Source organism: Pseudomonas sp. MS15a(2019), from assembly GCF_013277805.1.
Lineage (GTDB): Bacteria > Pseudomonadota > Gammaproteobacteria > Pseudomonadales > Pseudomonadaceae > Chryseomonas > Chryseomonas benzopyrenica.
In genome coordinates, this window is the sequence record NZ_VBTN01000003.1 from 585,171 (window position 1) to 610,046 (window position 24,876).

21 protein-coding genes are annotated in these 24,876 nt (G+C 65.2%); 11 read left to right on the forward strand and 10 right to left on the reverse strand.

Annotated elements, in window-relative coordinates; translation table 11 throughout:
- Positions 1-5 precede the first annotated feature (5 nt).
- Entirely contained in the window at positions 6-1,388 is a 1,383-nt protein-coding gene (locus FEZ61_RS06265) for a glutamine synthetase family protein (RefSeq protein WP_017641332.1), read from the reverse strand.
- A gap of 203 nt (positions 1,389-1,591) precedes the next feature.
- Between FEZ61_RS06265 and FEZ61_RS06270 the strand changes: the two genes are divergently transcribed.
- Both FEZ61_RS06270 and FEZ61_RS06275 read left to right on the forward strand, forming a co-directional pair.
- A complete protein-coding gene (locus FEZ61_RS06270) occupies positions 1,592-2,479 on the forward strand; it encodes a LysR family transcriptional regulator (RefSeq protein WP_173147814.1) in 888 nt (295 codons plus the stop codon).
- A 296-nt stretch (positions 2,480-2,775) separates the two neighbouring features.
- Complete coding sequence (locus FEZ61_RS06275) at positions 2,776-2,988, forward strand: hypothetical protein (RefSeq protein ID WP_017641334.1); 213 nt, start codon at positions 2,776-2,778, stop codon at positions 2,986-2,988.
- 201 nt (positions 2,989-3,189) lie between these two features.
- On the opposite strand, the gene FEZ61_RS06280 is transcribed toward FEZ61_RS06275, so the two are convergent.
- The 3 genes from FEZ61_RS06280 to FEZ61_RS06290 all read right to left on the reverse strand — a co-directional run bounded on the left by FEZ61_RS06280 (position 3,190) and on the right by FEZ61_RS06290 (position 6,628).
- Positions 3,190-4,992, reverse strand: coding sequence for an ABC transporter ATP-binding protein (locus FEZ61_RS06280; protein WP_173147816.1), 1,803 nt, complete (start codon positions 4,990-4,992; stop codon positions 3,190-3,192).
- A gap of 85 nt (positions 4,993-5,077) precedes the next feature.
- Complete coding sequence (locus FEZ61_RS06285) at positions 5,078-6,385, reverse strand: ATP-binding protein (RefSeq protein WP_173147818.1); 1,308 nt, start codon at positions 6,383-6,385, stop codon at positions 5,078-5,080.
- Complete coding sequence (locus FEZ61_RS06290) at positions 6,386-6,628, reverse strand: hypothetical protein (protein WP_173147820.1); 243 nt, start codon at positions 6,626-6,628, stop codon at positions 6,386-6,388.
- A 249-nt stretch (positions 6,629-6,877) separates the two neighbouring features.
- Here FEZ61_RS06290 and FEZ61_RS06295 point away from each other — a divergent pair, with 249 nt between their 5' ends.
- From FEZ61_RS06295 to FEZ61_RS06305, 3 genes are all read left to right on the forward strand, one after another.
- On the forward strand, positions 6,878-8,335 hold the full coding sequence (locus FEZ61_RS06295; RefSeq protein ID WP_173147822.1) for an efflux transporter outer membrane subunit: 1,458 nt from the start codon (positions 6,878-6,880) through the stop codon (positions 8,333-8,335).
- A gap of 110 nt (positions 8,336-8,445) precedes the next feature.
- Positions 8,446-8,661 carry a hypothetical protein gene (locus tag FEZ61_RS06300; protein WP_160922692.1) on the forward strand — a complete coding sequence of 72 codons (216 nt, stop codon included), beginning with the start codon at positions 8,446-8,448 and terminating at the stop codon, positions 8,659-8,661.
- A 340-nt stretch (positions 8,662-9,001) separates the two neighbouring features.
- Positions 9,002-9,418 (forward strand): NUDIX domain-containing protein, encoded by a 417-nt coding sequence (locus FEZ61_RS06305; protein WP_017641341.1) that lies wholly within the window; start codon positions 9,002-9,004, stop codon positions 9,416-9,418.
- A gap of 86 nt (positions 9,419-9,504) precedes the next feature.
- Here FEZ61_RS06305 and FEZ61_RS06310 read toward each other — a convergent pair whose 3' ends face one another.
- Both FEZ61_RS06310 and FEZ61_RS06315 read right to left on the reverse strand, forming a co-directional pair.
- Positions 9,505-11,952, reverse strand: a complete 2,448-nt coding sequence (locus tag FEZ61_RS06310; protein WP_173147824.1) for a DUF2309 domain-containing protein — start codon at positions 11,950-11,952, stop codon at positions 9,505-9,507.
- On the reverse strand, positions 11,949-13,475 hold the full coding sequence (locus FEZ61_RS06315) for an NADH-quinone oxidoreductase subunit L (protein ID WP_064308533.1): 1,527 nt from the start codon (positions 13,473-13,475) through the stop codon (positions 11,949-11,951). The genes FEZ61_RS06310 and FEZ61_RS06315 overlap by 4 nt, the downstream gene beginning before the upstream one ends.
- 103 nt (positions 13,476-13,578) lie before the next feature.
- On the opposite strand from FEZ61_RS06315, the gene FEZ61_RS06320 reads away from it, so the two are divergent.
- Positions 13,579-14,487, forward strand: coding sequence for a LysR family transcriptional regulator (locus tag FEZ61_RS06320; RefSeq protein ID WP_173147826.1), 909 nt, complete (start codon positions 13,579-13,581; stop codon positions 14,485-14,487).
- A 58-nt stretch (positions 14,488-14,545) separates the two neighbouring features.
- Here FEZ61_RS06320 and FEZ61_RS06325 read toward each other — a convergent pair whose 3' ends face one another.
- Together FEZ61_RS06325 and FEZ61_RS06330 are read right to left on the reverse strand one after the other, a co-directional pair.
- Positions 14,546-15,415, reverse strand: a complete 870-nt coding sequence (locus tag FEZ61_RS06325) for an NAD(P)-binding domain-containing protein (RefSeq protein ID WP_173147828.1) — start codon at positions 15,413-15,415, stop codon at positions 14,546-14,548.
- 15 nt (positions 15,416-15,430) lie between these two features.
- Positions 15,431-16,051 carry an RraA family protein gene (locus tag FEZ61_RS06330; protein ID WP_093252049.1) on the reverse strand — a complete coding sequence of 207 codons (621 nt, stop codon included), beginning with the start codon at positions 16,049-16,051 and terminating at the stop codon, positions 15,431-15,433.
- Positions 16,052-16,148: 97 nt separating this feature from the next.
- Between FEZ61_RS06330 and FEZ61_RS06335 the strand changes: the two genes are divergently transcribed.
- Complete coding sequence (locus FEZ61_RS06335; protein ID WP_064308537.1) at positions 16,149-17,048, forward strand: LysR family transcriptional regulator; 900 nt, start codon at positions 16,149-16,151, stop codon at positions 17,046-17,048.
- A 76-nt stretch (positions 17,049-17,124) separates the two neighbouring features.
- Here the strand turns inward: FEZ61_RS06335 and FEZ61_RS06340 are convergent, their stop codons facing one another.
- Positions 17,125-18,411, reverse strand: coding sequence for an MFS transporter (locus FEZ61_RS06340; RefSeq protein ID WP_346342860.1), 1,287 nt, complete (start codon positions 18,409-18,411; stop codon positions 17,125-17,127).
- A gap of 447 nt (positions 18,412-18,858) precedes the next feature.
- On the opposite strand from FEZ61_RS06340, the gene FEZ61_RS06345 reads away from it, so the two are divergent.
- On the forward strand, positions 18,859-20,886 hold the full coding sequence (locus FEZ61_RS06345) for a U32 family peptidase (RefSeq protein WP_173147832.1): 2,028 nt from the start codon (positions 18,859-18,861) through the stop codon (positions 20,884-20,886).
- A gap of 477 nt (positions 20,887-21,363) precedes the next feature.
- A complete protein-coding gene (locus FEZ61_RS06350; RefSeq protein WP_160922699.1) occupies positions 21,364-22,509 on the forward strand; it encodes a mechanosensitive ion channel family protein in 1,146 nt (381 codons plus the stop codon).
- A gap of 108 nt (positions 22,510-22,617) precedes the next feature.
- On the opposite strand, the gene FEZ61_RS06355 is transcribed toward FEZ61_RS06350, so the two are convergent.
- Positions 22,618-23,322: a glutathione S-transferase family protein gene (locus FEZ61_RS06355; protein ID WP_160922700.1), complete on the reverse strand. Its 705-nt coding sequence runs from the start codon at positions 23,320-23,322 to the stop codon at positions 22,618-22,620.
- 307 nt (positions 23,323-23,629) lie between these two features.
- Between FEZ61_RS06355 and FEZ61_RS06360 the strand changes: the two genes are divergently transcribed.
- Together FEZ61_RS06360 and FEZ61_RS06365 are read left to right on the forward strand one after the other, a co-directional pair.
- Entirely contained in the window at positions 23,630-24,262 is a 633-nt protein-coding gene (locus FEZ61_RS06360; protein ID WP_173147833.1) for a pyridoxamine 5'-phosphate oxidase family protein, read from the forward strand.
- Positions 24,263-24,302: 40 nt separating this feature from the next.
- Positions 24,303-24,863, forward strand: a complete 561-nt coding sequence (locus FEZ61_RS06365) for a DUF1993 domain-containing protein (protein ID WP_173147836.1) — start codon at positions 24,303-24,305, stop codon at positions 24,861-24,863.
- The last annotated feature ends 13 nt before the right edge of the window (positions 24,864-24,876 follow it).

The window sequence follows — 24,876 nt, forward strand, 5'->3', positions numbered from 1 at the left end:
GCCTCCTAGACTGTATGCAGATACCAGTTGTATTCGAGATCGGAGATGGTGGTCTCGAACTCCTCCAGCTCGGCTTCCTTGCAGGCGACGAAGATGTCGATGTACTCGGGGCTGATGTACTGGTTCATCACCGCGCTGTCGTCCAGGCGGCGCAGGGCGTCGCGCAGGTTGTTCGGCAGGCTCTGTTCGAGCTGTTCGTAGGAGTTGCCACTGACCGGCGCGCAGGGTTCGAGTTGCTGGGTCATGCCGTGATGAATGCCGGCGAGGATCGAGGCCATCATCAGATAGGGATTGGCGTCGGCCCCGGCGACCCGGTGTTCGATGCGGATCGCCTCGCTGCTGCCGGTGGGTACGCGCACCGCCACGGTACGGTTGTCCAGGCCCCAGCTCGGGGCGTTGGGCACATAGAACTGGGCGCCGAAGCGGCGATAGGAATTGACGTTCGGACAGAGGAAGGCCATGGACGCCGGCAGGGTTTCCAGGATGCCGGCGATGGCATGGCGCAGCGGTGCGTGGTGCTCGGGATCCTCGGTGGCGAAGATGTTCTGCCCGGTCTGCTTGTCCAGCAGCGAGATGTGTACGTGCAGGCCGTTGCCGGCCTGGCCGGGATAGGGCTTGGCCATGAAGGTGGAGTCCATCTCATGGTCGTAGGCGATGTTCTTGATCAGCCGCTTGAGCAGCACCGCGTAGTCGCAGGCCTTGATGGCGTCCTCGACGTGATGCAGGTTGACCTCGAATTGCGCCGGCGCGGATTCCTTGACGATGGCATCCGCCGGCAGCCCCTGCTCCTTGGCACCTTCGAGCATGTCCTGCAGGCAATCCACGTATTCGTCCAGGTCGTCGATCAGATAGACCTGGGTCGAGACCGGTCGCTTGCCGGAGATCGGCGAGCGCGGCGGCTGCGGCCGACCGTTCACGTTCTCCTGGTCGATCAGGTAGAACTCCAGCTCGAAGGCGGCGCAGATGGTCAGCCCCAGGTCATCGAACTTCTTCACCACCCGGCGCAGCACCTCGCGCGGATCGGCGAAGAACGGCGAGCCGTCCTGCTCGTGCATGGTCATCAGCAACTGCGCGGTAGGGCGCTTCTGCCAGGGCTCGTAGCTCAGGGTGCCGGGGATGGGAAAGCAGGTGCGGTCGGCATCGCCGATGTGCAGGCCCAGGCCTGTGCTTTCCACCGTGGAACCGTTGATGTCCAGGGCGAACAGCGAGGCCGGCAGATTGATGCCGCGCTCATAGACCTTGGACAGGCTGGCCCGCTCGACACGCTTGCCCCGGATGACGCCGTTCATGTCGGTGATCAACAGATCGACGTACTGGATCTCGGGGTGCTCTTTGAGAAAGCCGTTGGCTTCGGTGAGCTGGACGACGCGGGGGGATATCGAATTCATGGGAGGCATCCTTGACGCTGGCCCGCTTCGTTGTGCTTGCTCGTGCGGGTCTGGCAGCGTGGCTGTGGGCGGTGGTCGCTGCAGGCGCCGACCCCGTCTGCCAAGGTCCGCCCTTCCACCTGATTGCCCTCGCGGGGCTGGGCCAGTATAAATTGGCATGAGCGCAACCCATATTGGCGAATCGGCAAAGGAAGAATGCACGGATGCAATATCAAATAGGCCATGCCGATCTCAAGCTGATCCTTGCCCTGGTGCGTGGCCGGACCCTGGCCCGAGCGGCCGAGCAGCTGCAGGTGGATGTCTCCACGGTGTTTCGCGCCATCCGCAAGCTCGAAGCCAATCTGCAGGTCGCGCTGTTCGACAAGACCCGGCGTGGCTACACCCCCACCCAGAGCGCCAAGGCTCTTGCCGAACAGGCCGAGCGCGCCGAACAGGCCCTCGAGGCGGCGCGGATCGCCCTCACCCAGGGCGAGAACGTCATCAGTGGCACCGTCCGCCTGACCTGCACCGACGCCGTGCTGCGCAGCCTGCTCTTGCCGGGCCTGGCCGAACTCACGCCGCGCTATCCGGCGGTCGCCCTGGAAGTGGCCACCTCCAACACCTTCGCCAGCCTGAGTCGGCGGGATGCGGATATCGCCCTGCGCCTGTCGAACGCGCCGCCCGAACACCTGATCGGCCGGCGACTCGGTCGCAGCTCCTACTTCGTTTGCGGCCATGAGCGCTATCGCAGCGGCTATGGCCCGTTGGCCACCGAATTGCCCTGGATCGCCCCGGACGACTCCCTGGCCGATCACGTCTCGGTCACCTGGTTGCGCCAGGCCTATCCCAGCCTCACCCCGCGCTATCGCTGCAGCAGCATGTCCTCGGTCGGCAGCCTGGTAGGTGCCGGTCTTGGCGTGGCCGCCCTCCCCGACTTCATGATCAGCAGCCTGGACGGCGTCGAACGCCTGGGTCCGGCGCTGCCAGGCTGCGACACCGATATCTGGCTGCTGACCCGCCCGGACAATCTGTCGCTGCGCTCGGTGCAGATCCTCTTCGATGAGCTGGCGAATCTGTTGAAAACCCGGATAGCGGATGTTTGCCAGGACTGAAACGAAGCGCTCGTTCGTCGGCTTTAATGGCAACTTACCGGTAACTTTCCCAGTACCGCGTTCCACCCGAACACCCTTTGAACAGCAGTTTTAACGAATTTTTCACGCCTTCTTGACGAGCTTTTTGAAGTTAAGGTCATCAACGCGACCTAACGCTTTCAAGTGCTCTGCAGACACGCGGAGTCAAGTACGAAAAGTGCTGTTTCCAGGTAGGCCGTCGGCGACGAATTGCCTTAAAAAACAAGCCGGTTAGGCGATATCGAGAGTCATGGTGGTCAACTTCCACGGAGACAACGATGAGCAGCCGCTTCGCCATACCCGATAACCCCGATCGCGATTGTCTGTTAAACATTCACCGGCTTCTCACCTTGAGAATCGATCAACTGCGCAATGTCGACATGGGCAGCTCGCAACTGCAGGAGATTCTCTTCCAGTTCGAAGCCCTGACGGCAGAGACCATCCAACTGGTCGAGGAAGTCGCCGTGAGACTGGCGACCGAGGCTCATTAGCGGCCAGCAGCCGCAGCGTTCCGGGGCAGTGAAGTGTCCGGCGCGATCCCGCATTCGCCACCACCTGCTCTGCTCGGAAGCGCGCTGGCTGGAGGGATTTGCGTCCAGCGAGGAGTGAGGACCGCAGGTCGGGATGCCCCTGCGGGAAGCCTGTCGGGCGATAGATTGCAGGCAGCTCCTCCGCCCAGGGCATTCAGGCATTCAGGCATTCAGGGCCATGGCCGCATACAGGCCATCCTGCCTGACCAGTTCTTCGTGAGTGCCCTGCTCCACCAGTTGCCCAGCCTGGATGACCAGAATCCGATCCGCCTGCCTGACGGTGCTGAGGCGATGGGCGATGGAGATCAGGGTCCGCGGCCCCTGCAACGAAGCCAGGGCCGCGGCCATCGCTGCCTGGGTGCTGCTGTCCAGGGCGCTGGTCGCTTCATCCAGGAGGATGATCGGCGGATCGCGCAGCAGCATGCGGGCGAGGGACAGACGTTGGCGCTCGCCGCCGGACAGTTGATAGCCCCGGTCACCGACCCCGGCCCCCAGCCCCTCGGGAAGCCCGCGCACCGTAGCATCCAGCTGCGCCCTTTCCAGCGCCCACCAGAGTTCCGCCTCGCTCGCGTCGGGCTTGGCGAAGCGCAGGTTGGCCTCGATGCTGGCGTTGAGCAGGAAGGTATCCTGGGTCACGATGCCGACCAGGCTGGCCAGCGTCGCGAAGCTCAGCTCCCGGATATCGATGCCGTCGTAGCGGATATGCCCCTGATCGGCGTCGTACAGGCGCGCGAGGAGATAGGAGATGGTGGTCTTGCCAGAGCCGGTGGGGCCAACCAGCGCCGTGTGCTTTCCGGCCGGTATCTCGAACGTCAGATCCTTGAGTACGGCGCGATCGCCATAGGCGAAATTGACGTTCTCGAAACGGATGCCTCGCTGGAAATCTTGCCGCGCAAGAGTCGTCGGTGAGCTCGCCTCGACGACCGTCGCCGGCGTATCCAGGTAGCTGAACACCCGCGCCAGCAAGGCGCGTCCCTTGGCGAATTCGATCCGCGTTTCAAAGATCTCCAGCAGCGGCCAGAGCAATTGCTCCTGCAAGGCGATAAAGGCCACCAGGGTGCCAATGGACACCTGCAGGCCCAGGCCGATGAACAGACCGCCGCCCAGGAAGGTCAGCGCCGGCAGGAGATCCAGCGCCAGGAAGACGAGCGCGAATTCCCATTGTCCCGCCGTGCTGGCCTGGGATTCCAGGCGCGCCAGCTGCGCGGAGTCACGCTGAAAGCGCTGCACGAGATAGTGCACGCGGCCCAGGGTACGCGACAGGATGATGCCGCCGACCGACAGGGACTCGGCGATGTTGGCGGAAAGGTCAGCCACCTGTTCCTGTTGCCGGTAGGTCACCCGCTCCCGCAGCTGGGCGACGCGGCCATTGATCCAGACCAGCAAGGGAATGACGGCGAAGGAGACACACGCCAGGCGCCAGTCCAACAGCAGCATCGCCACCAGGGTCGCCGCCACGACGCTCAGGTGCTTCGCCAGATCCGTGGCGGAGTGGGTCAACAGGGTCTGCAGACCGGCGATGTCGCTGGACAGGCGCGCCTGCACTTCGCCCGCGCGGGTACCGGCGAAAAACGCCAGCGAGAGGCTCTGCAGGTGGCCGTACAGGCGGGTCCGCAGGTCGTGCATGACGCTCTGGCCCACCCGAATCGCGACATAGGTCTGGGTCAGGTTGGCGATGGCATTGAACAGCGCCACCCCGACCAGACCGGCGGCCAGATAGACCAGCAGCGTCAGGTCCTTCGCCGGCAAGGCATCGTCGACGATGCTGCGGATCAGGAAGGGACTGATCACGCCGCTGATCCCGGCGACCGCGATCAGCAAGACCACCAGCACCAGTGCGGCCCGATGTGGAGCCAGTAGCTCGAGAACTCGCGCGAAGGTGACATGCCGCCTGGCCAGGTCGCCGTAGTCGTCGAGGGTCTCGGTTTCAGCCGGCGATGGTGGGGAAGAAGAGGAACTGGACATTTGCGTGCTTTCAGGTCGGTCAGAGGAAGGAGCGGACTCGAGTCCGCGTCATCGGGTGCCAAGGAAGCCTTGGGCTGTCTGGGGGTCAGGACGCGAGGGCGTCGGTCAGCCGGATGTCAAAGCGCGCGCCGCCTCTTTCGCTTTGCGTCAGCGCCAACTGCCCGCCCTGCTTTTCTATGGCGCGACGGCTGATCGACAGCCCCAGGCCGAAGCCGCCGGTAGCACGATCCCGACTGCGATCCAGGCGATAGAAGGGCTCGAACACCCGCTCCCGTTCGCCCGGTGGAATACCCTCGCCATCGTCCTCGACGGTGATCAGCAGGCTGTCGGCGTCGCGGCCAACGGTCAGCCAGACCCCACGCTGGCAATAGCGCAGGGCATTGCCAATCAGGTTCTGCAACGCGCGGGCCGTGAGTCTTGGTGCCAAGAGGGCTTGCTCGGGCGCAGCGGCCATGTCCAGGCTCAGGGTGACTCCACGCCTTTCCTGTTCCTCGCTGAAATCCGCCAGGACACTGTCCAGGAAGGCACCGAGCGTGAGTGCTTGACGCTCGGGTGGCTGCTGACTGGACTGCAACCGCGCGTAGGAAAGCAGCTCGTTCACCAGCGCATCCAGTTCGCGGACGTGGCGAATCTGCTGCTCCAGCTGTCGCTGTGTTTCAGCGGGCAGTGGGTCAGCCTGCAACAGGGCCAGGCCGAACTCCAGACGGGACAGGGGCGTGCGCAGCTCATGGGAGACCGCATTGAGCAGGTCGCGCTGCTGGACGATCAGGGTTTCGAGGTCCTGGGCCATGTCATCGAAGGCCCTCGCCAGCTGGCCGATGTCCGAGCGCGGCGAGATCGCGGTACGCTCCTGCAAATGCCCCTTGCCCAGGCGCGCCGCCGTGCGCCTGAGCCGCTCCAGATCGCGCCAGTGCGGCCGCAGCCAGACATACAGACAGATGAGCAGCGCCGCCCCGATCAGGGCGTTCATGGCCCAATACGTCAGGGCTATGTCGGTCGGAACCTCGGCGAAGCCGACCCAGAGGACGTGCCCGCCCGGCAGGGGGATCAGGGCGACGCTGGGATCGCCATCGTCGGTCAGGCGGACGCGCCGTTCGCCCTTGGCCAAACGGTGGCGCTCGGCGCTCGTCAACCGAGGATCGGTCTGCAGCCCCAGCTGCAAGGTGACGGGCGCGATGTCGGCGTTCAGCTCAGCCAGCAGCGCCGGCCAACGAGAGATCGGCGTCTCCACGAAGGTCCGCTCCACCAGTTTCAGCGGGCCATTCATCTGCTCCAGACTGACGCGACTATAGCGATCACTGAACATCTGCTGCAGGGCTTCCGGGACCAGATAGCTGGCTGCGCCATAGGTCACCAGCAGCACGCAATAGAGCCTTATCAGGATCTTGAACATCTAGGCGGACTCGACGCCGAGGCGCGGTCGTCCCTGCTGCGAGACGCATCCGGCCCGTTTTGACAGCCTGAACGACGGCCAGCGCGAACGGTAGGCGGCGCCTTCCTGGCGCTGACCAGGCAGGATCACGAGCGTGCTTTGGCGACGCTGATCGGTGGCCATCGGCGCGGCCGAGGCGGCGACGGTTTCGACGCGAAAAAAGGGTTTCACAGGTAGGTCCCAGGGCAAGCAGGCGGCGAGCATAACGGAGCGCCAAGCCCTCAAGGACCGCCCTTAACACTCTTTCACAAGAGACCTACAGACCTTTACAAGGCCGCCCAGGCGCGCCCTCTACCATGGCGTTCTCCACGAGGACGCCCGATGTTTCACTACCCACTCTTTCCTTCTTGGCACTCCGAAAAAAAGCGGATCCTGGTGCCATCGCACGCCTTGGCTCGGCTCTGCCGCCCAGCCCTGCCCTGGGGCGAACAGCTCGCGGCAAGCAGGCTCGTCATGACTGGAGTGACCGTCCTGGCCCTGAGTGGCCTGCTCGCGGGCTGCTCCCTGGCACCCCGCCATGAACGACCGCAGGCGCCGGTCCCGGAGCGCTATCCCGTGCCGACGGCGTCCGCGGACCTGTCGCCTGACCGCCAAAGCCTGTTCGCCGATCCGCACCTGCACGCCTTGATCGATCAGGCCCTGGACGGAAATCGGGATCTGCGGCTGGTCGCGCTGGATATCCAGGAGGCACGCGCCCGCTATCGCATCAGTCGTGCCGACCTCATGTTCGAACTGGGCGCCACCGCCAGCCGGACGCGGGAACGGACTCAGAGCCTGGATAGCGCCTCGCGTACCGACCAGGAGCGAAGCGGCAGCCAGACGGCCAACCGATACAGCGTCGGGTTGGGTACCAACGCCTACGAACTGGACCTGTTCGGCAGGCTGAGAAACCTGCGTGATGCCGCTCTGGACGAGTACCTGGCCCAACGCGAGACGCGCAGCGCGGTGGAGCTGTCGCTGATCGCCGAGGTGGCGACGGCCTATCTGAATCAGCGCGCCCTGGATGAGAGACTGCTCGTGAGTCGCAGTACTCTGGAAAGTCGCCAGCGAGGCCTCGCCCTGATCGAACAGCGCCATGCCGCCGGCCTGAGTTCGGCGCTGGACCTGGCCCAGGCTCAAACGGCGCTAGAGACCACCGAAGCCGATCTCGCCGTCCTGGAACGAAGTCGGGCACAGGCGGACAACAGCCTGCGCCTGCTGCTCGGCGGAGAGCCGCGCAGCGACCTGCCCGCGCCCTTGCCGCTTGCGCGCCAAGGTCTCGACCTGCCCGTCCCGGCGGGCTTGCCCTCTGACCTGCTGCAACGCCGTCCGGACATTCGCGCGGCCGAGTACCGCCTGCGTGCGGCCAACGCCAATATCGGCGCCGCTCGGGCTGCCTTCTTCCCGCGCATCACCCTGACGGCCAGCGCCGGCTACCTGAGTTCCGATCTGAACGGCCTGTTCAACCTCGGCAATCAGGTATGGAGCTTCGTCCCCCAATTGCAGGTACCGCTGTTCGACGGCGGTCGCAACCGCGCCAACCTGGACCTGGCGGAGGTGCGGCGCGATCAGGATATCGCTCGCTACGAGAAGAGCATCCAGGTCGCCTTTCGCGAGGTGGCCGATCAACTCGTCGCCGAGGCGCCCTTGAGACGGCAGCTCGCGGCCCAGCAGCGCCTGCATGACATCACCGCGCGCAGTGTCGAACTGGCGAGCGAGCGCTATCAGCAAGGGCTGGACAACTACCTGAATCTGCTCGACAGCCAGCGCAGCCTCTACCAGGCCGATAACGCGCTGATCGAAACCCGGCTGCAGCTGATGATCGCCCACGTCGACCTGTTCCGGGCACTGGGCGGCGCGTGGGAGCGGAGCGGCGAAGCGGATCTAGCCGCTTCACCCGCTGCGACCCCGTCGCCCATGGCCTCGCGTTAACACTTGTTTACCGGCCTTCATGAGGTTTTACACGGGCCCTTCTGCAGCTCGATATCCTGAATTTCAGGCGCCCATCTATCGGATGCGCGTTCGCACAAAAGGAGACGCCAGTGAGGCACGTCGTAAAAAGCATCGGCTTCATCGCCATGATACTGGGCGGGGTGGCCGTACTCGTGGGGTGGCTCATAGACCCCACCGTCGCCTTGAACAACGGCATCAAGCTGGTTTCGATAAAGCGCGAGTTCCTGCAAACCGACTTCTTTCTCTGGGGCGCCATGTTGTTCGCCGCCGGCTTCAACGGCTATTCCCTGCATACCGATCTGTGAGGCCGACGCGACCTTTCCTTTCGTCGATCCACGGGAACACGTCTCCGCTCCCAGGACATTTCATGAGCCTTGGCTAATGCGCGCTTTCGGCGTCTCTATGACTCTGCTGCTGGCCTGCCTCTCCGCCATGCTCGGCCTGATCGATCTCGACGAGCCCGACGTGATACCTGCCCATGAGCCTGTTGCCCACAGGCGAGCCGTTCAAGATCCTGTTCGATGCCCTTGACCTCTGACAGCCACCACAGGCCCTCGCGGGCAGGCTGAGCCAGGATCGCCGCCAGTTGCCTTTCCGCCCGTCTCCCGGCACGGTGACCCGCCCACCTAGTCTGGAACGCTCGCCTTGACCCCTACCCTGCACATCGCCGCCGCCATCCTCCTGAACGACCGCCAGCAGGTGCTGCTGGTGCGCAAGCGGGGCACCACCGCCTTCATGCAACCGGGCGGCAAGGTGGATCCGGGGGAGCAACCCCTGGAGGCCCTGATCCGCGAACTGGAAGAAGAGCTTGGCCTGGTCATCACGCCGGACGCCGCGACCTTTCTTGGCAACTACCAGGCGCCGGCCGCCAATGAACCCGGCTTCAGGGTCGATTGCGCGCTGTATCAGGTAGCCATGGGCGCGCAAGATCAGCCGCTGCCGGCCGCCGAAATCGAGGAGGCGCTATGGGTAGCGGTAGACGAGCCCGGCGCTCTGCCGCTGGCGCCCCTGACGGGCGAGGTGATCTGGCCCTTGCTGCAGCGGCAGCTGCTGAGCCACTAGCAATCGCCCTCGGTCAGGCCCGACCGCGCCGCAACCGCCCTGCCAGAGTGGCCTGAGGCATCAGGCCGCTCTGGCAGCGATAGGCGTCAGACTTCCGGTAACGGCCGCCACCCTCCCGCCGTACGCAGCTCGAGGCAGGCCGGCAGGCCATCCAGACGCAGCAGGTGCAGCCAGCCGTTGCGCACCAGATCGCGCACTACGGCATGGTTGGCGATCACCTGATCGATCATCGCGCGCGGCGCCTCGATCACCACGTGCAACCGTAGCGGACGATGCATCCACTGCTGACCGTCGTGCAGCGACTGGCGCGCCAGCCCGATGCGCAGGTCGCCGCCGTTGCCTTCGAACACGCCGATACGGCCGCCCACCACGTTGTGCAGCAGCTTGTTGCCACTGCCGAAGCGCAGGTTGTCGGTGGTCGAGGTGAAGTACTGCAGGTTGATCCAGTGGGCCACCACCATGGGTGCGGTCATGATCAGCTCCAGTACCTTGCCCCCTGCGTCCTGCCGCCAGTCGTAGTCGTGCAGGAAGGCGCGGCCCTGCAGATCCACCGCGCGGGTGCGTGCCCGCGGCGCGGCGATGAAGGCGGCGTTGCCGGCCAGTCCCCATTCCGGCCGGGTCTGCGCCCAGTCGCGGGCGCGCCGCCGCAGCCGTCCGAGCAACTTGGCCGGCTGCTCCTGCAGCGGCGCCAGGCCCAGGGTGCTGGCCCGTTGCCGACGCACCTCGGCGCTCGCTCCGTCCAGGGCTGCCCGCAGGCGTTGCCAGCTGGGCTGGAGCGCAGCAGGAAGCGCCGCATGACCAAAGACCTGCACCTCATCCGTCGTGGTGTTGTGCAGCCCGGCCAGTACCTGGCAGTGCGGCGGCAGGTCGAGGCCGCGCACCCGTAGCCCGATGCGGACCTCGGGATCGTTGAGCAGGCCGGCCAGCAGTCGCGCATTGATCTCGCCGCTCTGACCACAGCAGGCGCCGCAGTCCAGGCCTGCCGCCTGAGGATTGTTGGCGCTCTGGCTGCCATGACCGACCAGTACCAGCAGAGGCGGCAGTTGTCCGCTGAGCCCCATGGCCTTGAGGATGCGCTCGGCCAGGTCGACCTGCTGGAGCCGCGACAGGGCCGGCAGCCGTGGTTGCAGCTGCTGCCGCTCGCGGCGGCGCCAGGCACTGAGTTCTGGCGACGGCGCGCCACCGGCCAGGCCATAGGTCCGCCCCAGCAGCGCCCCGGCATAGCCCAGCCCCACGCTTTCGACCAGGGTGAAGGTCGAGGCCGGCAACCGCTCGAACAGCCGCCAGCGGCCCTGACGGGCCAGGCGCTCCTGACGCAGCTCTGCCAGTTGCCGATCCCGCTCGGCATCGCCACTGCCGTCGCTCACCTGCAGCTGCGGCGCGAGCAGGCCCGGCAATTGCGGGCGCGTGGCCTGGGTACCCAGCGGGGTATAGGCGATGGGCAGGCCGAAGAAGCCGGCGAAACCGCCGGTCTCCAGCTCCGGGCACGTTTGCTCCAGGGCGCGTCTGAGCGGCTCGGAACGCACGTCGATGCAGAAGAACAGCTTGGCCAGCGGTGCCGTGGGTGCGCCGGCGGGAGTGCTCTGGCACAGGGCCCGCTGCAGTTGCTCCTGCCAGGCCAGTTCGTCGGCGCGCTGCCACAGCTGCAGCGCCCGCCAATTGGCCGAGGGCGCCTGCTGCGAGCGCTCCTGCCAGGCCGCCCGCCAGCTGTGCCAGCGGCTCCCGGCATCGCGCCGGCGATCATCCACCAGCCACTCCCAGGCCGCGCGGATGGCCAGCAGCTCCAGCAGCGTCTGGTCGTCCTCGCCCTGCAACCGGGCCTGCCAGCGCCGATAGGCGCACCAGGAGGCCCAGCCCAGGTTGCGCAACAGCAGGCAGTCGAACCAGAGGGCCCAGTCTTCCGCCGGTAGACCCAGCTGCTCGACCGCCGCCTCCAGGGCCGCCTCGGGTTGCATTGGCAACTCGGCAATGCGCGGGTGCAGGTCGCGACAGGCGCTGAGCACGCTCAGACCCCGGTCGGCCAACAGACTGGCGCGCCAGGCCTGGTACAGCCCGGCGCTGTCCGCCGGCCGCCAATCGGCCTGTTCGTGATCGAACCAGGCCGCGCAGCTCTGGCCGATCTGCTGGGTGATCAGCGCCGGCCAGCCCGGAAGCGGCACGCCTGGCTCCGCCAGGTCTTCCAGCAGCGGCAGCCCCTGGCCGACCTCCGTAGGGGCGTTTAGTACCTCCAGCAGCCGTACCGGCGTGCAGGACGCCCCCTGCTCGGCCAGCGCCTGCTGCAGATGGCGCTCGGCGATGCGGCCGTCCTGCCAGGCCTGGCGATAGTCGGCGGTGTCCAGAGTCAGGCGGCTGCCGGCGCGTTGCCAGAGTTGCGCGGCGACGGTCTGCCAGGCCTGATCGCGCCGCTCCCACAGGGGACTGACGGCGATCATGCGATCCAGCGGCCAGGTCGGCGCGATGCGCGCACAGGCCTGCCGGGCGGCCTCGTGCAGAGCTTGGTGCTTGAGGCTGGGAAGCGCTTCGAAGGCAGTCATGAGTGGTCTCCAAGGGTGGCGCTCAGGGGCTGGGGCGCATGCGCCGGCCAGAGGCGGAAGGTCAGGCGGATGAAGTGCTCGTCCAGGTAGAAGCCGGCAAAGGCCAGCGGGTAGAGGCGTTGCGCCAGAGCGCCGCGCGGCCGAGCCAGCAGCAGGCCCTGCAGCAGGTAGAGACCGACCAGCAGGCCCATCGCCAGCAGGGCCAGCGGCAGCGGCGCCTCGGCGAGGTGCTGGTCGAGGATCCAGCCGGCCGCCTGATGCCACAGCAGATAGGCGCCCAGCAGCAGGCCGAACATCAGCAGTCCGTGCGCCCACTGGCCGCGGCGCAGGCACCAGGGCGCCAGGCCGATCGCCAGGAGCGTCAGGGCCACCAGGGGCAGCTCATGGCCGGGCAGCAGCCAGGCCCAGAGCCCTTGCAGCAGGATCAGCATCAGGGCGGCCACCAACAGCGCGCGCAGCAGGCCGGCCAGGTCGAGCGCAGGTGCCTGGGGTTGCAGCGCCTGTTGCCGGGCATGGGCCACCGTCTCGCCGGCGGCCAGGAAGGCATGGGCCTTGTACAGCGAATGGGCCAGCAGGTGCACCAGCGCCAGTTCGTACAGCCCTAGTCCGCATTCCAGCAGCATCAGGCCCATCTGCGCGCAGGTCGACCAGGCCAGGCGGACCTTGATGCTGATGCGGGTCATCATCACCAGGGCCGCGAGGACCGCGGTCAGGCCGCCCACCAGCACCAGCAGGCTTTGCGCCGGTACGGCGGCGGAAAACAGCGGGGCGAAGCGCAGCAGCACGAAGCCGCCGAGATTGACCACCCCGGCATGCAGCAGGGCCGAAACCGGCGTGGGGGCCTCCATCACCTGGATCAGCCAGCCATGCACCGGCAATTGCGCCGACTTGAGGATCACCGTCAGCGCCAGCAGCAGCGCCGCGCCCTGCAATTCCCAGCCGAGCGGACTACCCGCCTGCACCTGGGCCTCCACGGCGGCGAGGATCAGTGAAAGCTTGCTGCTCCCGCCCGCCTGTACCAATAGCAGGATCGCCAGCAGCAGGCTGACATCGGCCAGGCGACTGGCGATAAATTTCTTGTGGGCCGCCACCACGGCCTGAGGACGCTCGCGGTAGAAGGTCAGCAACTGATGCAGGCACAGGCTGGACAGGACCCAGGCACCCGCCAGCAGCAAGAGGTTGCCGCTGGTGACCACCGTGGCCACCGCCGCCAGGGTGGCCAGCAGGGCGAGCACATAGCGCCGCTGACCTGGCTCTCCTTCCAGATAGCGCTGGGAGTACTCGATGATTACCAGCGCCAGCAGGCTGACGAGTCCGGCCATCGCCAGGCCGAGGCGGTCGGGGTGCTGGGTTTCGAAGACCGCCTGTAGCCAGGCGGCAAGAACCAGCAAGACGCCCAGATAGCCGGCGACACGAGCAGGCCGCCAGAATTGGCCAGGTGAAGCGAGAAAGGCCGCCGGCAGCAGCGCCAGGGCATAGACCCAGGGCAACAGTGGAGCCAGGGGAAACAGCGGGCTAGACATCGTGCACACTCCTTGAACACCAGAGGGCACCAGTTTCAGGATGTGTACGAATTATTTAAAATAGATTGATCAGAACCTAACGTTCACTTTTGAAGAACGAAGCATGCGCCGACTCAATTTCCATCACCTGCACTACTTCTGGGCCGTCGCCAAGGAAGGCAATCTCACCCGCGCTGCCGAGGCGCTGCATGTCTCCCAGTCCGCCCTCTCCACCCAGATCCGCGTGCTGGAAGACCAGCTCGGCCATCCCCTGTTCATCCGCTCCGGCCGCAGCCTGCGGCTAACCGAAGCCGGACAGCTGGTGCTGGACTATGCCGAAACCATCTTCGCCCTGGGCAGCGAATTGCAGAACACCCTGCAGAACGCCCAGGAGGCGAACCAGAGGCTGCGCATCGGCTCCGTCGCGACCCTGTCGCGCAACTTCCAGGAAAACCTGCTGCGCCCCTTCCTTGGCCGGGAAGACCTGGTGCTCACCCTGGAATCCGGCAGCGTGGACGAATTGCTGGAGCGCCTGGCCCTGCACAAGCTCGACGTGGTGCTGACCAACCAGGCGGTGAGCGCCGACAGCCAGCGCACCTGGCAGTGCCGCCTGCTCCATCGCCAGCCGGTGTGCCTGATCGGTCCACCGCGCCAGGACAGCCGCCCCTTCGACCTCCACCGCGACCTGCAACAGGCCCGCCTGATCGTGCCCGGGCGCAGCAGCGACGTGCGCAGCCAGTTCGACGTCTATTGCAGCGGCCAGGGGCTGACGCCGCGTATCTGCGCCGAGGTCGACGACATGGCCCTGCTGCGCCTGCTCGCCCGCGACTCCGGCGACATGGCCCTGCTGCCCGCCGTGGTGGTGCAGGACGAACTGCGCAGCGGTGCGCTGCAGCTCTACGCCGAGGTGCCGGAGATCGCCGAGCGCTTCTATGCGGTGACGCTGCAGCGGCAGTTCAGGTTGAGTATCTTGGAGGAGTTGCTGGGGCAGCCGGCGGTGCTGGATGCGACCTCGGGGCCAGAGACGCTTTGACCCTGGGTAATGAAAGCACCGAGCGGCAATAGCCGCTTGGTGCTTAATCAAGTGCCCGCTACCTCACCACGCCATTGGCCTTGAACAGCCAATCGAACGCCTGGTCCAAGGTTGGCGATGCGGTGTCGATAGGCTCCCGTTGCAGTTGCGCGGATGTCCGCGCAAACACTTCCCTCACCCCGGGCAGCACCGCGACCGGTAGCTCGGCAGCCCGCAGTTGGCGTTCGGCCTCTTCCACTTCCTTCAGACGGCGCGGAGCATGGACCACATGCGTCCTGATCAGGGCACCGAGAAAGTCCCTGAGCGAGGCCTGGTCGATATCGCTAAGGGCATCGTGGAGCTTTTCCGTGACGCCCTGCTTCTCGGCCGCCATGAAGCACTCGATGGTCAGGGCTTCCAGTCCCTTGGTGAACACGCTGCGCAGGATTTTCAGGGCGGCGGCATCGCCCGCGGCACCTCCCTCGACGGGCTTGAGCGGTGCGCCGGCTTCCGCAAAGAGGGCGACCGCGCGCTCCAGGCCAATGCCGGCGCCCAGCAGATTGGTTTTCGCGTGCGTCAACGCGATGGCCCCCAGGATGGCCACGTCCACATAGGGGATCGAGCGCTCGTCCGCGATGGCCGCGGCTCGCCTGATCTGCTCCGGATCCGCGGTGGTCATGTCGATGAACAGCGCACCCGCCTGCATAAGGGCAAGCGCCTGCTCGGCGACCGGGAGCGAGACGGTGCCGAAAACGCAGGAGACGACGACGTCACAAGCGGTCACCGCGTCTTCTATCGAGGTGACGAGTGCCAGGTCATGTTCTTTCGCGAAGGCCTGGGCTCTGGGTGAGGGCTTGAGGTCACACAGGAGGATCTCGTGGCCCGCTGCCACCCAGGGGTGTGCATAGGTAAGACCCACTTCGCCTGCGCCGATAATCGCTAGCTTCATTTGCTTCTTCCGTAATCAATGGGCCGCGTAGGCGCCCCGGTAGGTTCCAGCGGCAATCTGCGCGAGCATCTCCGCTTCCTTGCGCTCGGTCGCCAGACAACGGTCGAGCAGCTCCGCCGCCTGGGCGATGGGAAAGGCGACAATGCCGTCATGGTCACCCACGACGAGGTCTCCTGGTGACACGATCATGTCGCCAATGCTCACCGGCACGTTGATCTCGCCCGGGCCGTTCTTGTAGGGACCCCGGTGATAGCCCCCACGCGCGAAGATGGGAAAGCTGCCCTTGCTGATGGTCGCCAGGTCGCGGATCGCCCCATCGACGACGACCCCCGCGGCACCGCGCTTTTCCGCGATAGCCGCCATGATATCGCCCATCAGGGCGCGACTCAGGTCGCCGCCGCCATCGACCACCAGCACCTGGCCAGGGACGAGGAACTCCAGCGCCTGGTGGATCGCCCGATTGTCGCCGGCGGGTACTTTGACGGTGAGGGCAAGGCCCGCCATGGTGCCTTCGATCCGATGGAAAGGCCGCAGCCGAGCGCCTGGAAGTCGGTCGAGACAGTCGCTGATGATCGAGGTGGAGGTGCGGGCGAAGGCTTCGACCAGCAAGGTCGGACTGGAAGCGTTGACGTTCATGAAGGCTCCTCTTGTTGGATAACGTCGAGGATAGGCCGGTGGCCAAATAGAAAAAGCGATATTAAGGTATGGTCACTCATGCCCTGGAGGAATGCTAATGGTCACGCTACGCCAGTTGTTGGCGCTGCATTGGATCGAACGTCTGGGTACCTTCGAAAAGGCCGCCGAGCATCTCAACACCACCCAATCAGCCATCTCGAAACGGGTGCAGGAGCTGGAGTCTTCCACCGGCCTGCAGCTGTTCGATCGCTCGCAGCGGGGTGCCCGCTTCACCGCCGAGGGCGAGGAGCTGCTGGTCATCGCGCGAGAAATGCTCGATCTGAGCGAGCGCATCACCTCGCTCAAGGACGGCAAGCACGTCACCACGCGCCGCCTGCGACTGGGCGTTACCGAACTCACCGCCTGGACCTGGCTACCGCGCCTGGTCACGCGACTGGTCGAGGACTTTCCCGGGCTGACCGTGGAGCCGGAAGTCGACATGAGTCGCAACCTGCATGAGCGCCTGATGGACGACCTGGTCGACCTCATCGTGATCCCGGACACCTTCACCGCCCCCGAGGTCACCAGCGTGCCCCTGGCGACCGTGGAGAATGCCTGGATGGCCGCGCCGGGACTGGTGGGGAATTCAGGCGTGGTGAGCCTGGCCGAGCTGGCCAAGTATCCCATGCTGATGCAGGGCAAGAAGTCAGGATCCGGCCTGTTCGTGAACCGCTGGCTGCATGCACGCGGAATAGAGCTACCCAGGATCCTCTCCTCCGACAGCCTTACCGCCATGCTCGGCCTGGCCTCGGCGGGCCTGGGCGTCACCTATCTGCCGCGCGAATGTTTCCGCCCGCTGGTGGACGAAGGCAAGCTCGTCATCGTCGAGACCGATCCCGAGCTGCCACCGGTTCCCTACATGGCGATGTACCGCAACGATCGGCCCTCGACCTTCGTCGCCGAGATCGCCGCGCTGGCGACGCAACTCTGCGACTTCACGAAACAGTTGCAGCGTTAGTCAGGGACAGCTGCATCGCCCCGCGCGGAACTTTCGTGGGGGCAACGGCCAAGGCCTTGCGGGGTCACTCGACCCGCTAGGCACCCGACTCGCCGACCGGCGCGGTAGCCGGTTCGGAAATGGTCAGCACGAAGGCCAGCGCGGCCAGGGAGCAGACGCCGAGGAAGATGAACACCGCCGTCCAGCTGTAGCTGTCCAACAGGAAGCCGGTGATCAGCGGCGCCATGGCGCCCCCTGCCTGGCCCGCGCTGTTGACCACGGATGCAGCCACCGGATAGGTCGTTCTGGTCGTCAGTCCCATCGAGTAGACCGAGAACGACGAGTAGCCGATGTTGAGCAGAAAGCCGGTACCGAACAGCAACAGACTGACCGCGAGCAGCCCGTTGGGCGCGTAAACCAGCGCGACCATCATCACGCAGGTCGCTACCGCGCTGATCATCATGGTCGGTTTGCGACGGCGATCCAGAATACGATCCGACAGCCAGCCGCCGACGATATTGCCAAGCACCCCGCCAACGAAGGGCAAGGACGCCACGAAGCCGACCTGCATCAGTTCGAAGTGCTTCACCTCACCCAGGTACTTGGGGAGCCAGGCCAGGAGCACGTTCACCACACCGGTCATGAGCAGGTAGCCCAGACCACAGCCCCAGATGTTCCAGGATCTGAACACGGAGCGGGACGTATCCAGAACGGGGGTGCGCTCATAGCGCAGCGCGCGGTCGAGCCTGCCGAATTCCCGGTGCTTACGGACCGACTCGCTGTGCGCAGTCGTCTGGTCTTCGATGTGCTCGGCTTCGGCGTCACTGACCTGCTTGCAGGCCCGCGGGTCATTGGGGACGAGCCACCACCACAGCAAGGCGAGCAGCACGCCTGGCAGGGCGAAGGCGATGAACATGGTGCGCCAGCCATCGAGCAGAATCAGCGCCGCCCCCAGTGGCGGTGCGATCACCGCACCCATCTTCGCGGCGGACAAGAAGGCTCCGGTAGCCGTGCCCTTTTCCCGCGGCGGAAACCAGCGGTTGATGGTGCTCAGCATCGACAGCGGCAAGGCAGCTTCTGCCACGCCCAGCGCCGAGCGATAGACCTTGAGCATGCCGATGCTGTGGGAGGTGCCGATCAACAGCGTCACCAGCGACGTCAGGCCAATCGCTGCGGGGGCGACCACGCGCACGCTGACCTTGCTCAGTAGAAAACCTGCCGGTATCTGACCCAGCGAGTAGAACAGGAAGAAGGCACTGACCAGCAGACCCACCTCGGCATTCGTCGCGCCGAACTCCTTCTGGATATAGGGCAAGGCGATGCCGATATTGGCCCGATCGGCTGCAGCGAGCATGTACACGACCACGATGACCGCCAGCACCACCCAGCGATAGCGGGTCCTGGACCGCGTCTGTAGCACTGCCCGTTCCGCCAATGCCGGTGCCGGTTTTGAAGCTAGGGATTCGGTCATGAGTCCTCCGTTTTTTATGTTTATTAAAGGTGACGGAAGTTTTACGACGACCCATTAATTGAAAAAGCGATAAATAGGCACAGGCATTCATTCCCCTTTGGAATGCCAATAACTCATATACAGTTAGATATCGATGGTTGAGCCCTTTACGGTCGCCGCTCAGGTCGCGGCAGCGGCCCTCTGATCAAGGCCGTACAGGCTGGAAACGCGGACTGATGTCTATTGGGCCATCAGGCGTGTGTCCCCTGCCCCCAGACGATCCGCATGCCTCAACCACCCAGCACCCCAGGCGTGCCCTCCTCCCCCTCGCCCGCTACAATGCGCGCCTTGCCGTGCCACGCCTGATCGAGAAGAATTGCCATGTCCCTGCCCAAGCACCATCTGGAATTGCTCAGCCCTGCCCGCGATGTCGGGATTGCGCGGGAGGCCATCCTGCATGGGGCCGATGCCGTCTACATCGGCGGGCCGAGCTTTGGGGCGCGGCATAATGCTTGTAACGAGGTCAGCGAGATCGCCGAGCTGGTGACATTCGCCCGGCGCTACCACGCGCGGGTGTTCACCACCATCAATACCATCCTGCATGACGACGAGCTGGAGCCAGCGCGCAAGCTGATTCATCAGCTGTACGACGCCGGCGTGGATGCGCTGATCGTGCAGGACCTGGGCGTGCTGGAGCTGGACATCCCGCCGATCGAGCTGCATGCCAGCACCCAGACCGACATCCGCACCCTGGCGCGGGCCAGGTTTCTCGATCAGGCCGGCTTCTCGCAGCTGGTATTGGCGCGTGAGCTGAATCTGCAGGAGATCTCGGCCATCGCCGCCGAGACCGACGCGGCCATCGAATTCTTCATCCATGGCGCCCTGTGCGTGGCCTTCTCCGGCCAGTGCAACATCTCCCACGCCCAGACCGGCCGCAGCGCCAACCGGGGCGACTGTTCCCAGGCCTGCCGCCTGCCCTACACCTTGAAGGATGACCAGGGTCGGGTGGTGGCCTTCGAGAAGCACCTGCTTTCGATGAAGGACAACAACCAGAGCGCCAACCTGCGTGCCCTGGTCGAGGCCGGCGTGCGCTCCTTCAAGATCGAGGGGCGCTACAAGGACATGGGCTACGTGAAGAACATCACCGCCTACTACCGCCAATTGCTCGACGAGATCCTCGAAGATCGCACCGACCTGGCCCGTGCCTCCAGCGGCCGTACCGCGCATTTCTTCGTGCCCGACCCGGACAAGACCTTCCACCGCGGCAGCACCGACTACTTCGTCACCGACCGCAAGGTGGACATCGGCGCCTTCGACTCGCCGACCTTTACCGGTCTGCCGGTGGGTCAGGTGGAAAAGGTCAGCAAGCGCGACTTCATCGCCGTGACCGAGGAGCCGCTGTCCAACGGTGATGGCCTCAATGTGCTGGTCAAGCGCGAGGTGGTGGGCTTTCGCGCCAACGTCGCCGAGCTCAAGAGCACGTTCTATGAAGATGGCGAGGAAGACGGGGCGAAGCGTTACCGCTATCGCGTCGAACCCAACGAGATGCCCGAGGGACTGTATCGCCTACGGCCGAATCACCCGCTGTCGCGCAACCTGGACCACAACTGGCAGCAGGCCCTGCTCAAGACCAGCGCCGAGCGTCGTATCGGCGTGCGCTGGCAGGTCGAGCTGCGCGAGCAACGGCTCCAGCTGACCGCCACCAGCGAGGAAGGCGTCAGCGCCCGTGTTGCCCTGGACGGTCCCTTCGGTGTGACCAACAAGCCAGAACAGGCGCTGGATGGTCTGCGCGACCTGCTGACCCAGTTGGGCACCACCGAGTACCACGCCCTGGACGTGACGCTGGATGCGCCCCAGGCCTTCTTCATCCCCAATTCGCAACTCAAGGCACTGCGCCGCGAGGCCATCGAACAGCTGACCGCCGCACGCGTCGCCGCTCACCCGCGCGGTCGCCGCAAGGCCGAGACCAGCCCGCCGCCGGTGTATCCCGAGTCGCACCTGTCGTTTCTCTACAACGTCTATAACCAGAAGGCCCGCGACTTCTACCATCGTCATGGCGTGCAACTGATCGACGCGGCCTACGAGGCCCATGAAGAGCCTGGCGAGGTGCCGGTGATGATCACCAAGCACTGCCTGCGCTTCTCCTTCAACCTCTGCCCCAAGCAGGCCAAGGGCGTCACCGGCGTGCGCACCAAGGTCGCGCCCATGCAGCTGGTCCACGGTGATGAGGTGCTGACCCTGAAGTTCGACTGCAAGCCCTGCGAGATGCACGTGGTGGGCAAGATGAAGGGCCATATCCTCGACCTGCCGCTGCCGGGCAGCCAGGCCGCGGCCAAGGCGCTCGCCAGCATCAGCCCGGAAGACCTGCTCAAGACCATCCGCAACAAGCCGACCGGCTACAGTCACTGAGCCCGAGTGGGCTCCCAGGGTCGATCTGGTCTCGCCCGCCAGATCATCGCCTCGGGAGCCCGGCCGGTCGACGTGCTGTCGGCCCGCTCGCGAAATCGCCATTCCCCGCTCAATCGAGCGCGAATCTCCTCGCTGCTCATCGCCTCCAGCACGGCCTGGCAAAAGGTGGGTGAAGCGACTTTTTATCGAGTCGGCAGCGCCTGCCGTAACGCCTGGGCCAGAGGCGCTCGCCGTCGCCAGCAGTGCTGTCACCACGAGTCGAATCGCGCCCGCCCGTGAAAAAAAGTGCACGGCACCAGCTCAAAGAACTCAAACCTGGCTGATGCCATCCGTGGGCTCCTGGCTGAATGGCCGAGCTGGCGGACGGTGTCCTGTGTTCCAGTTGACCAAGAGCGCGCTGGGATAAAACGAGTCGCGACCGCGCCTGCGCGGCCGAGTCGTGGCGATTTCTGAACCGGCTAGAAGACCCCCTGCTTTATGGATCTCGGATTTTTCAACACCCTGCTATCGACCAGTCTGCTCGGCATCTCGCTGGCCAACTGGCTCGCCATGCTGTGCCTCATCCTGCTCAGCTTCACCCTCGCCCGCACCGTCATCGGTTTCGTCCTGAGAAATCTGCGGACCCGCGCGGAAAAGCCGGGCGCTCATGTCAGCCAGATCGCCATCCAGGTGCTCTCCAGCACGAGCAATACCTTGCTGCTGCTGGCCGCCATTCTGATCGGCGTGGGGATACTGGATCTGCCCGAGCGCTGGCTGACGCGGGTCAGCAGCCTCTGGTTCGTGGTAGCGGCCTTGCAGGTCGGGCTATGGGCCAACCGAGCGGTAGCCTTGGCGGTGCATCATTACTTCGTCAAGCACAGCCAGGCCGACGTCTATCAGGGCAGCGCCCTGGCCACCTTGTCGCTCTGGGGCGCCAAGGTGCTGCTCTGGGCCGTGGTCAGCCTGGCCATGCTGTCCAATCTGGGGGTGAACATCACCGCCTTCGTCGCCAGCCTTGGCGTGGGCGGCATCGCCATCGCCCTGGCCGTGCAGAACATTCTGGGCGATGTGTTCGCGTCCCTGTCCATCGCGGTGGACAAACCCTTCGAGGTGGGTGACTTCATCGTCGTGGGCTCGCTGGCAGGCACCGTCGAACATGTGGGCCTGAAGACGACGCGGATCAGAAGCCTGGGCGGCGAGCAGATCGTCATGGCGAACGCCGAGATGATCGGCAGCACCATCCAGAACTACAAGAAGCTGCAGGAGCGTCGCATCGTCTTCAAATTCGGGCTGACCTATGCCAGCCAGCCAAGCCAGATAAAACAGGTCACCGCTGCCCTGAAGGAAATCATTCAACGGCAGGACAAGACGCGCTTCGACCGCGCCCACTTGCTGACCTTTGGTGACAGTTCGCTGGAATTCGAAGTCGTCTATATCGTGCTGGATGCCAGCTACAACGTGTACATGGACATCCAGCAGGCGATCAATATCGAGATGATGGAAGCCTTCGCCAGGATCGGCGTGCGTTTCGCCCTGTCCAGCCGCAGTCTCTATGTCGAAACCCTGCCCGCGGATTTCCTCTCCGAACAGACTCGACAAGAAGATGCTCAGTCGGTCGCCCAGCGCCAACCGGTGATGCAGTAGGACCCTGCCAGGAAACGAAAGCTGCCGATGCTGGCCACTGGGGCGTTTGTCTCCGCAGACGTCCCAATGGCGTGCAAGGACGGACTAATGGCTTAGCGTCGCAGTGAATTACCGCTCGGCTGCCGTTGGCGCCTGGCGGGCCAGGCCGTTGTAGGCGTCGAGCATGCGTTCGCACCAGGCGGTGAGCGGATCGTCCTCGGCCAATAGCGATTGCGCGCTGACGACCCGAGCCCATTGGAAGGCGCCGAAGACGATGTGATCGGCGTAGGCCGGGGCTGCACCGGCCAGGTAATCCTGCACGGCCAGGGTACTGCGCAGGGGCTTCAGGACCTCGTGAAATGCTTGCAGCGAGCGCTCGCGCTGGGCGGCCAGGGCATCCAGCGACACGCCGAACGCCGCCTCCCGGGTCCGCTTGAAATAGTCTTTGTCGGCTTCATCCAGCACCGCATGGACGTCGGGCAGGATCAAGCGCGCCAGCGCCGGATGGACACTGTCGGCAACCCATTGATTGACGAAGCGCGTCAGCGCCTTGAGCGAGGCATCGCCCAGCAGCGAGGACCGATCGGGGTACTGGTGATCCAGATACTCGGCGATGGCCCAGCTGTCGGTCACACAGCGTTCGCCGTCGACCAGTACCGGCACCTTGCCCTGCCCGGAAAAGGCAATGGCCTCCTTCTCGTGGAAGCGCCAGGCAACGGTCTCGACCGGCAGCCCCTTGTGGGCCAGCGCCAGCCGTATGCGCCAGCAATAGGGGCTGAAGCGGCAACTGTCGTCGGCACCGGTCAGTTCGTATAGGCGTAGCGGAAGGGTCATCAGGAGGTTCCTCTTGGTCAACCAATGGGAGGTTCGCGGGCGACTGTCGGGGCAGGTACAGGCGCCGATCAGGTCTTCTGGGACAGCGGCAAACCGCTATAAGTACCCGACCGCTTGCGCTTTCTTTGGGTGGCTATGGCGAAGGTCCCTAGCCAGGCGACGCCCGCGGGAATTTGCCCACAGACTGAGCTCTCCTCCACCGTATCGGCTACAGTTCAGCCAACCCTTTGTCTGTCGCGAAGGCTTGGCACCAGAAGAGCCACGCGTTAGCCAAGGTGCGCAGAGCACCACACGCCAGGAGTCACGCATGGAGCAGGACAATCAGCAACAGGACTACCTCACCACCCTGGAGTCGCTGGAAAGCCTCTACGGTGAGGTCGCGGCACCCTCGATCCTCAAGGAAATCGATCATATCCACCCCGCGTACCAGCCCTTCATCGAGGCGGCATCCTTCGTGGTCCTGGCCTCGTCAGGACCTCAGGGGCTCGATGCCTCTCCCCGCGGCGATGCGCCGGGCTTCGTGCAGGTTGAGGACGCCAGGACGCTCTACCTGCCGGACCGCCGGGGCAACAACCGCCTGGATACGCTGCGTAATGTCCTCCAGGATCCCCGGGTGGCGCTGCTGTTCCTGATCCCTGGTATCGGCGAAACCCTGCGCGTCAACGGCACCGCCCGCATAGCGGTCGATCCGACCTTGCTGGCCCGCTTCGAGGTCAAGGGCCAGTGCCCGCGAACGGTGCTGGAAATCAGGGTCACCAGCGTCTACTTCCAGTGCAGTCGCGCGGTGATCCGGGCCGGCCTGTGGGATCCTGCCAGGCACCTGGCGCGCAGCGCGCTGCCTTCTCCCGGCACCATCCTCAAGCAGCTCTGCCCGACCCAGGTGGACGGCGACGCCTACGACCAGGCCCTGCCGCAGCGCATCGCCAGCACGCTCTACTAGGGCTGCCCGGCACTGCCTCCAGCCCCATCAAGGACCCGCCATGACCTTCGCCGATATCCTCGTCCCCACCTACACCAACCTGCTGGGCGCTCTCTCGGCCTGGCTTACCAAGGCCGAAGCCCAGCGGTCGGGCGGTGCGGCCGAGGCGCTACTGGTCGCCCGCCTGGCGCCTGACATGTTTCCCCTCGCCACCCAGGTCCGCTTCGCCTGCGTCCAGGCCCAGGAAGGCCTGTTGCGCCTGTACGGCCAGAGCTTTCCACCCGAGTTGAAGGTTCTGCTCGACGAAGGACGCAACGCGGCCGAACAGCCGGGCACGCTGGCCCAGACACAGACCCGCATCCGCGAAACCCTGGAGCGGGTACAGGCCCTCTCGGCCCAAGGGTCTGCCGTCGCGGAGGGAGAACCCATCGCCCACGAACTGCCTCAGGGACTGGTGTTCGACTTCACCACCGAACAGTACGTCCGCGACTGGGCGCTGCCGCAGTTCTACTTTCACGTGATGACCGCCTACGCCATCCTCCGCGCGCAAGGCGTCGAGCTGGGCAAGGCCGACTACGTCGCCCATGTACTGCCCCTCCTGAGGCCCGGCGCGTCGTCCTAGCCGCCAGGCGGCC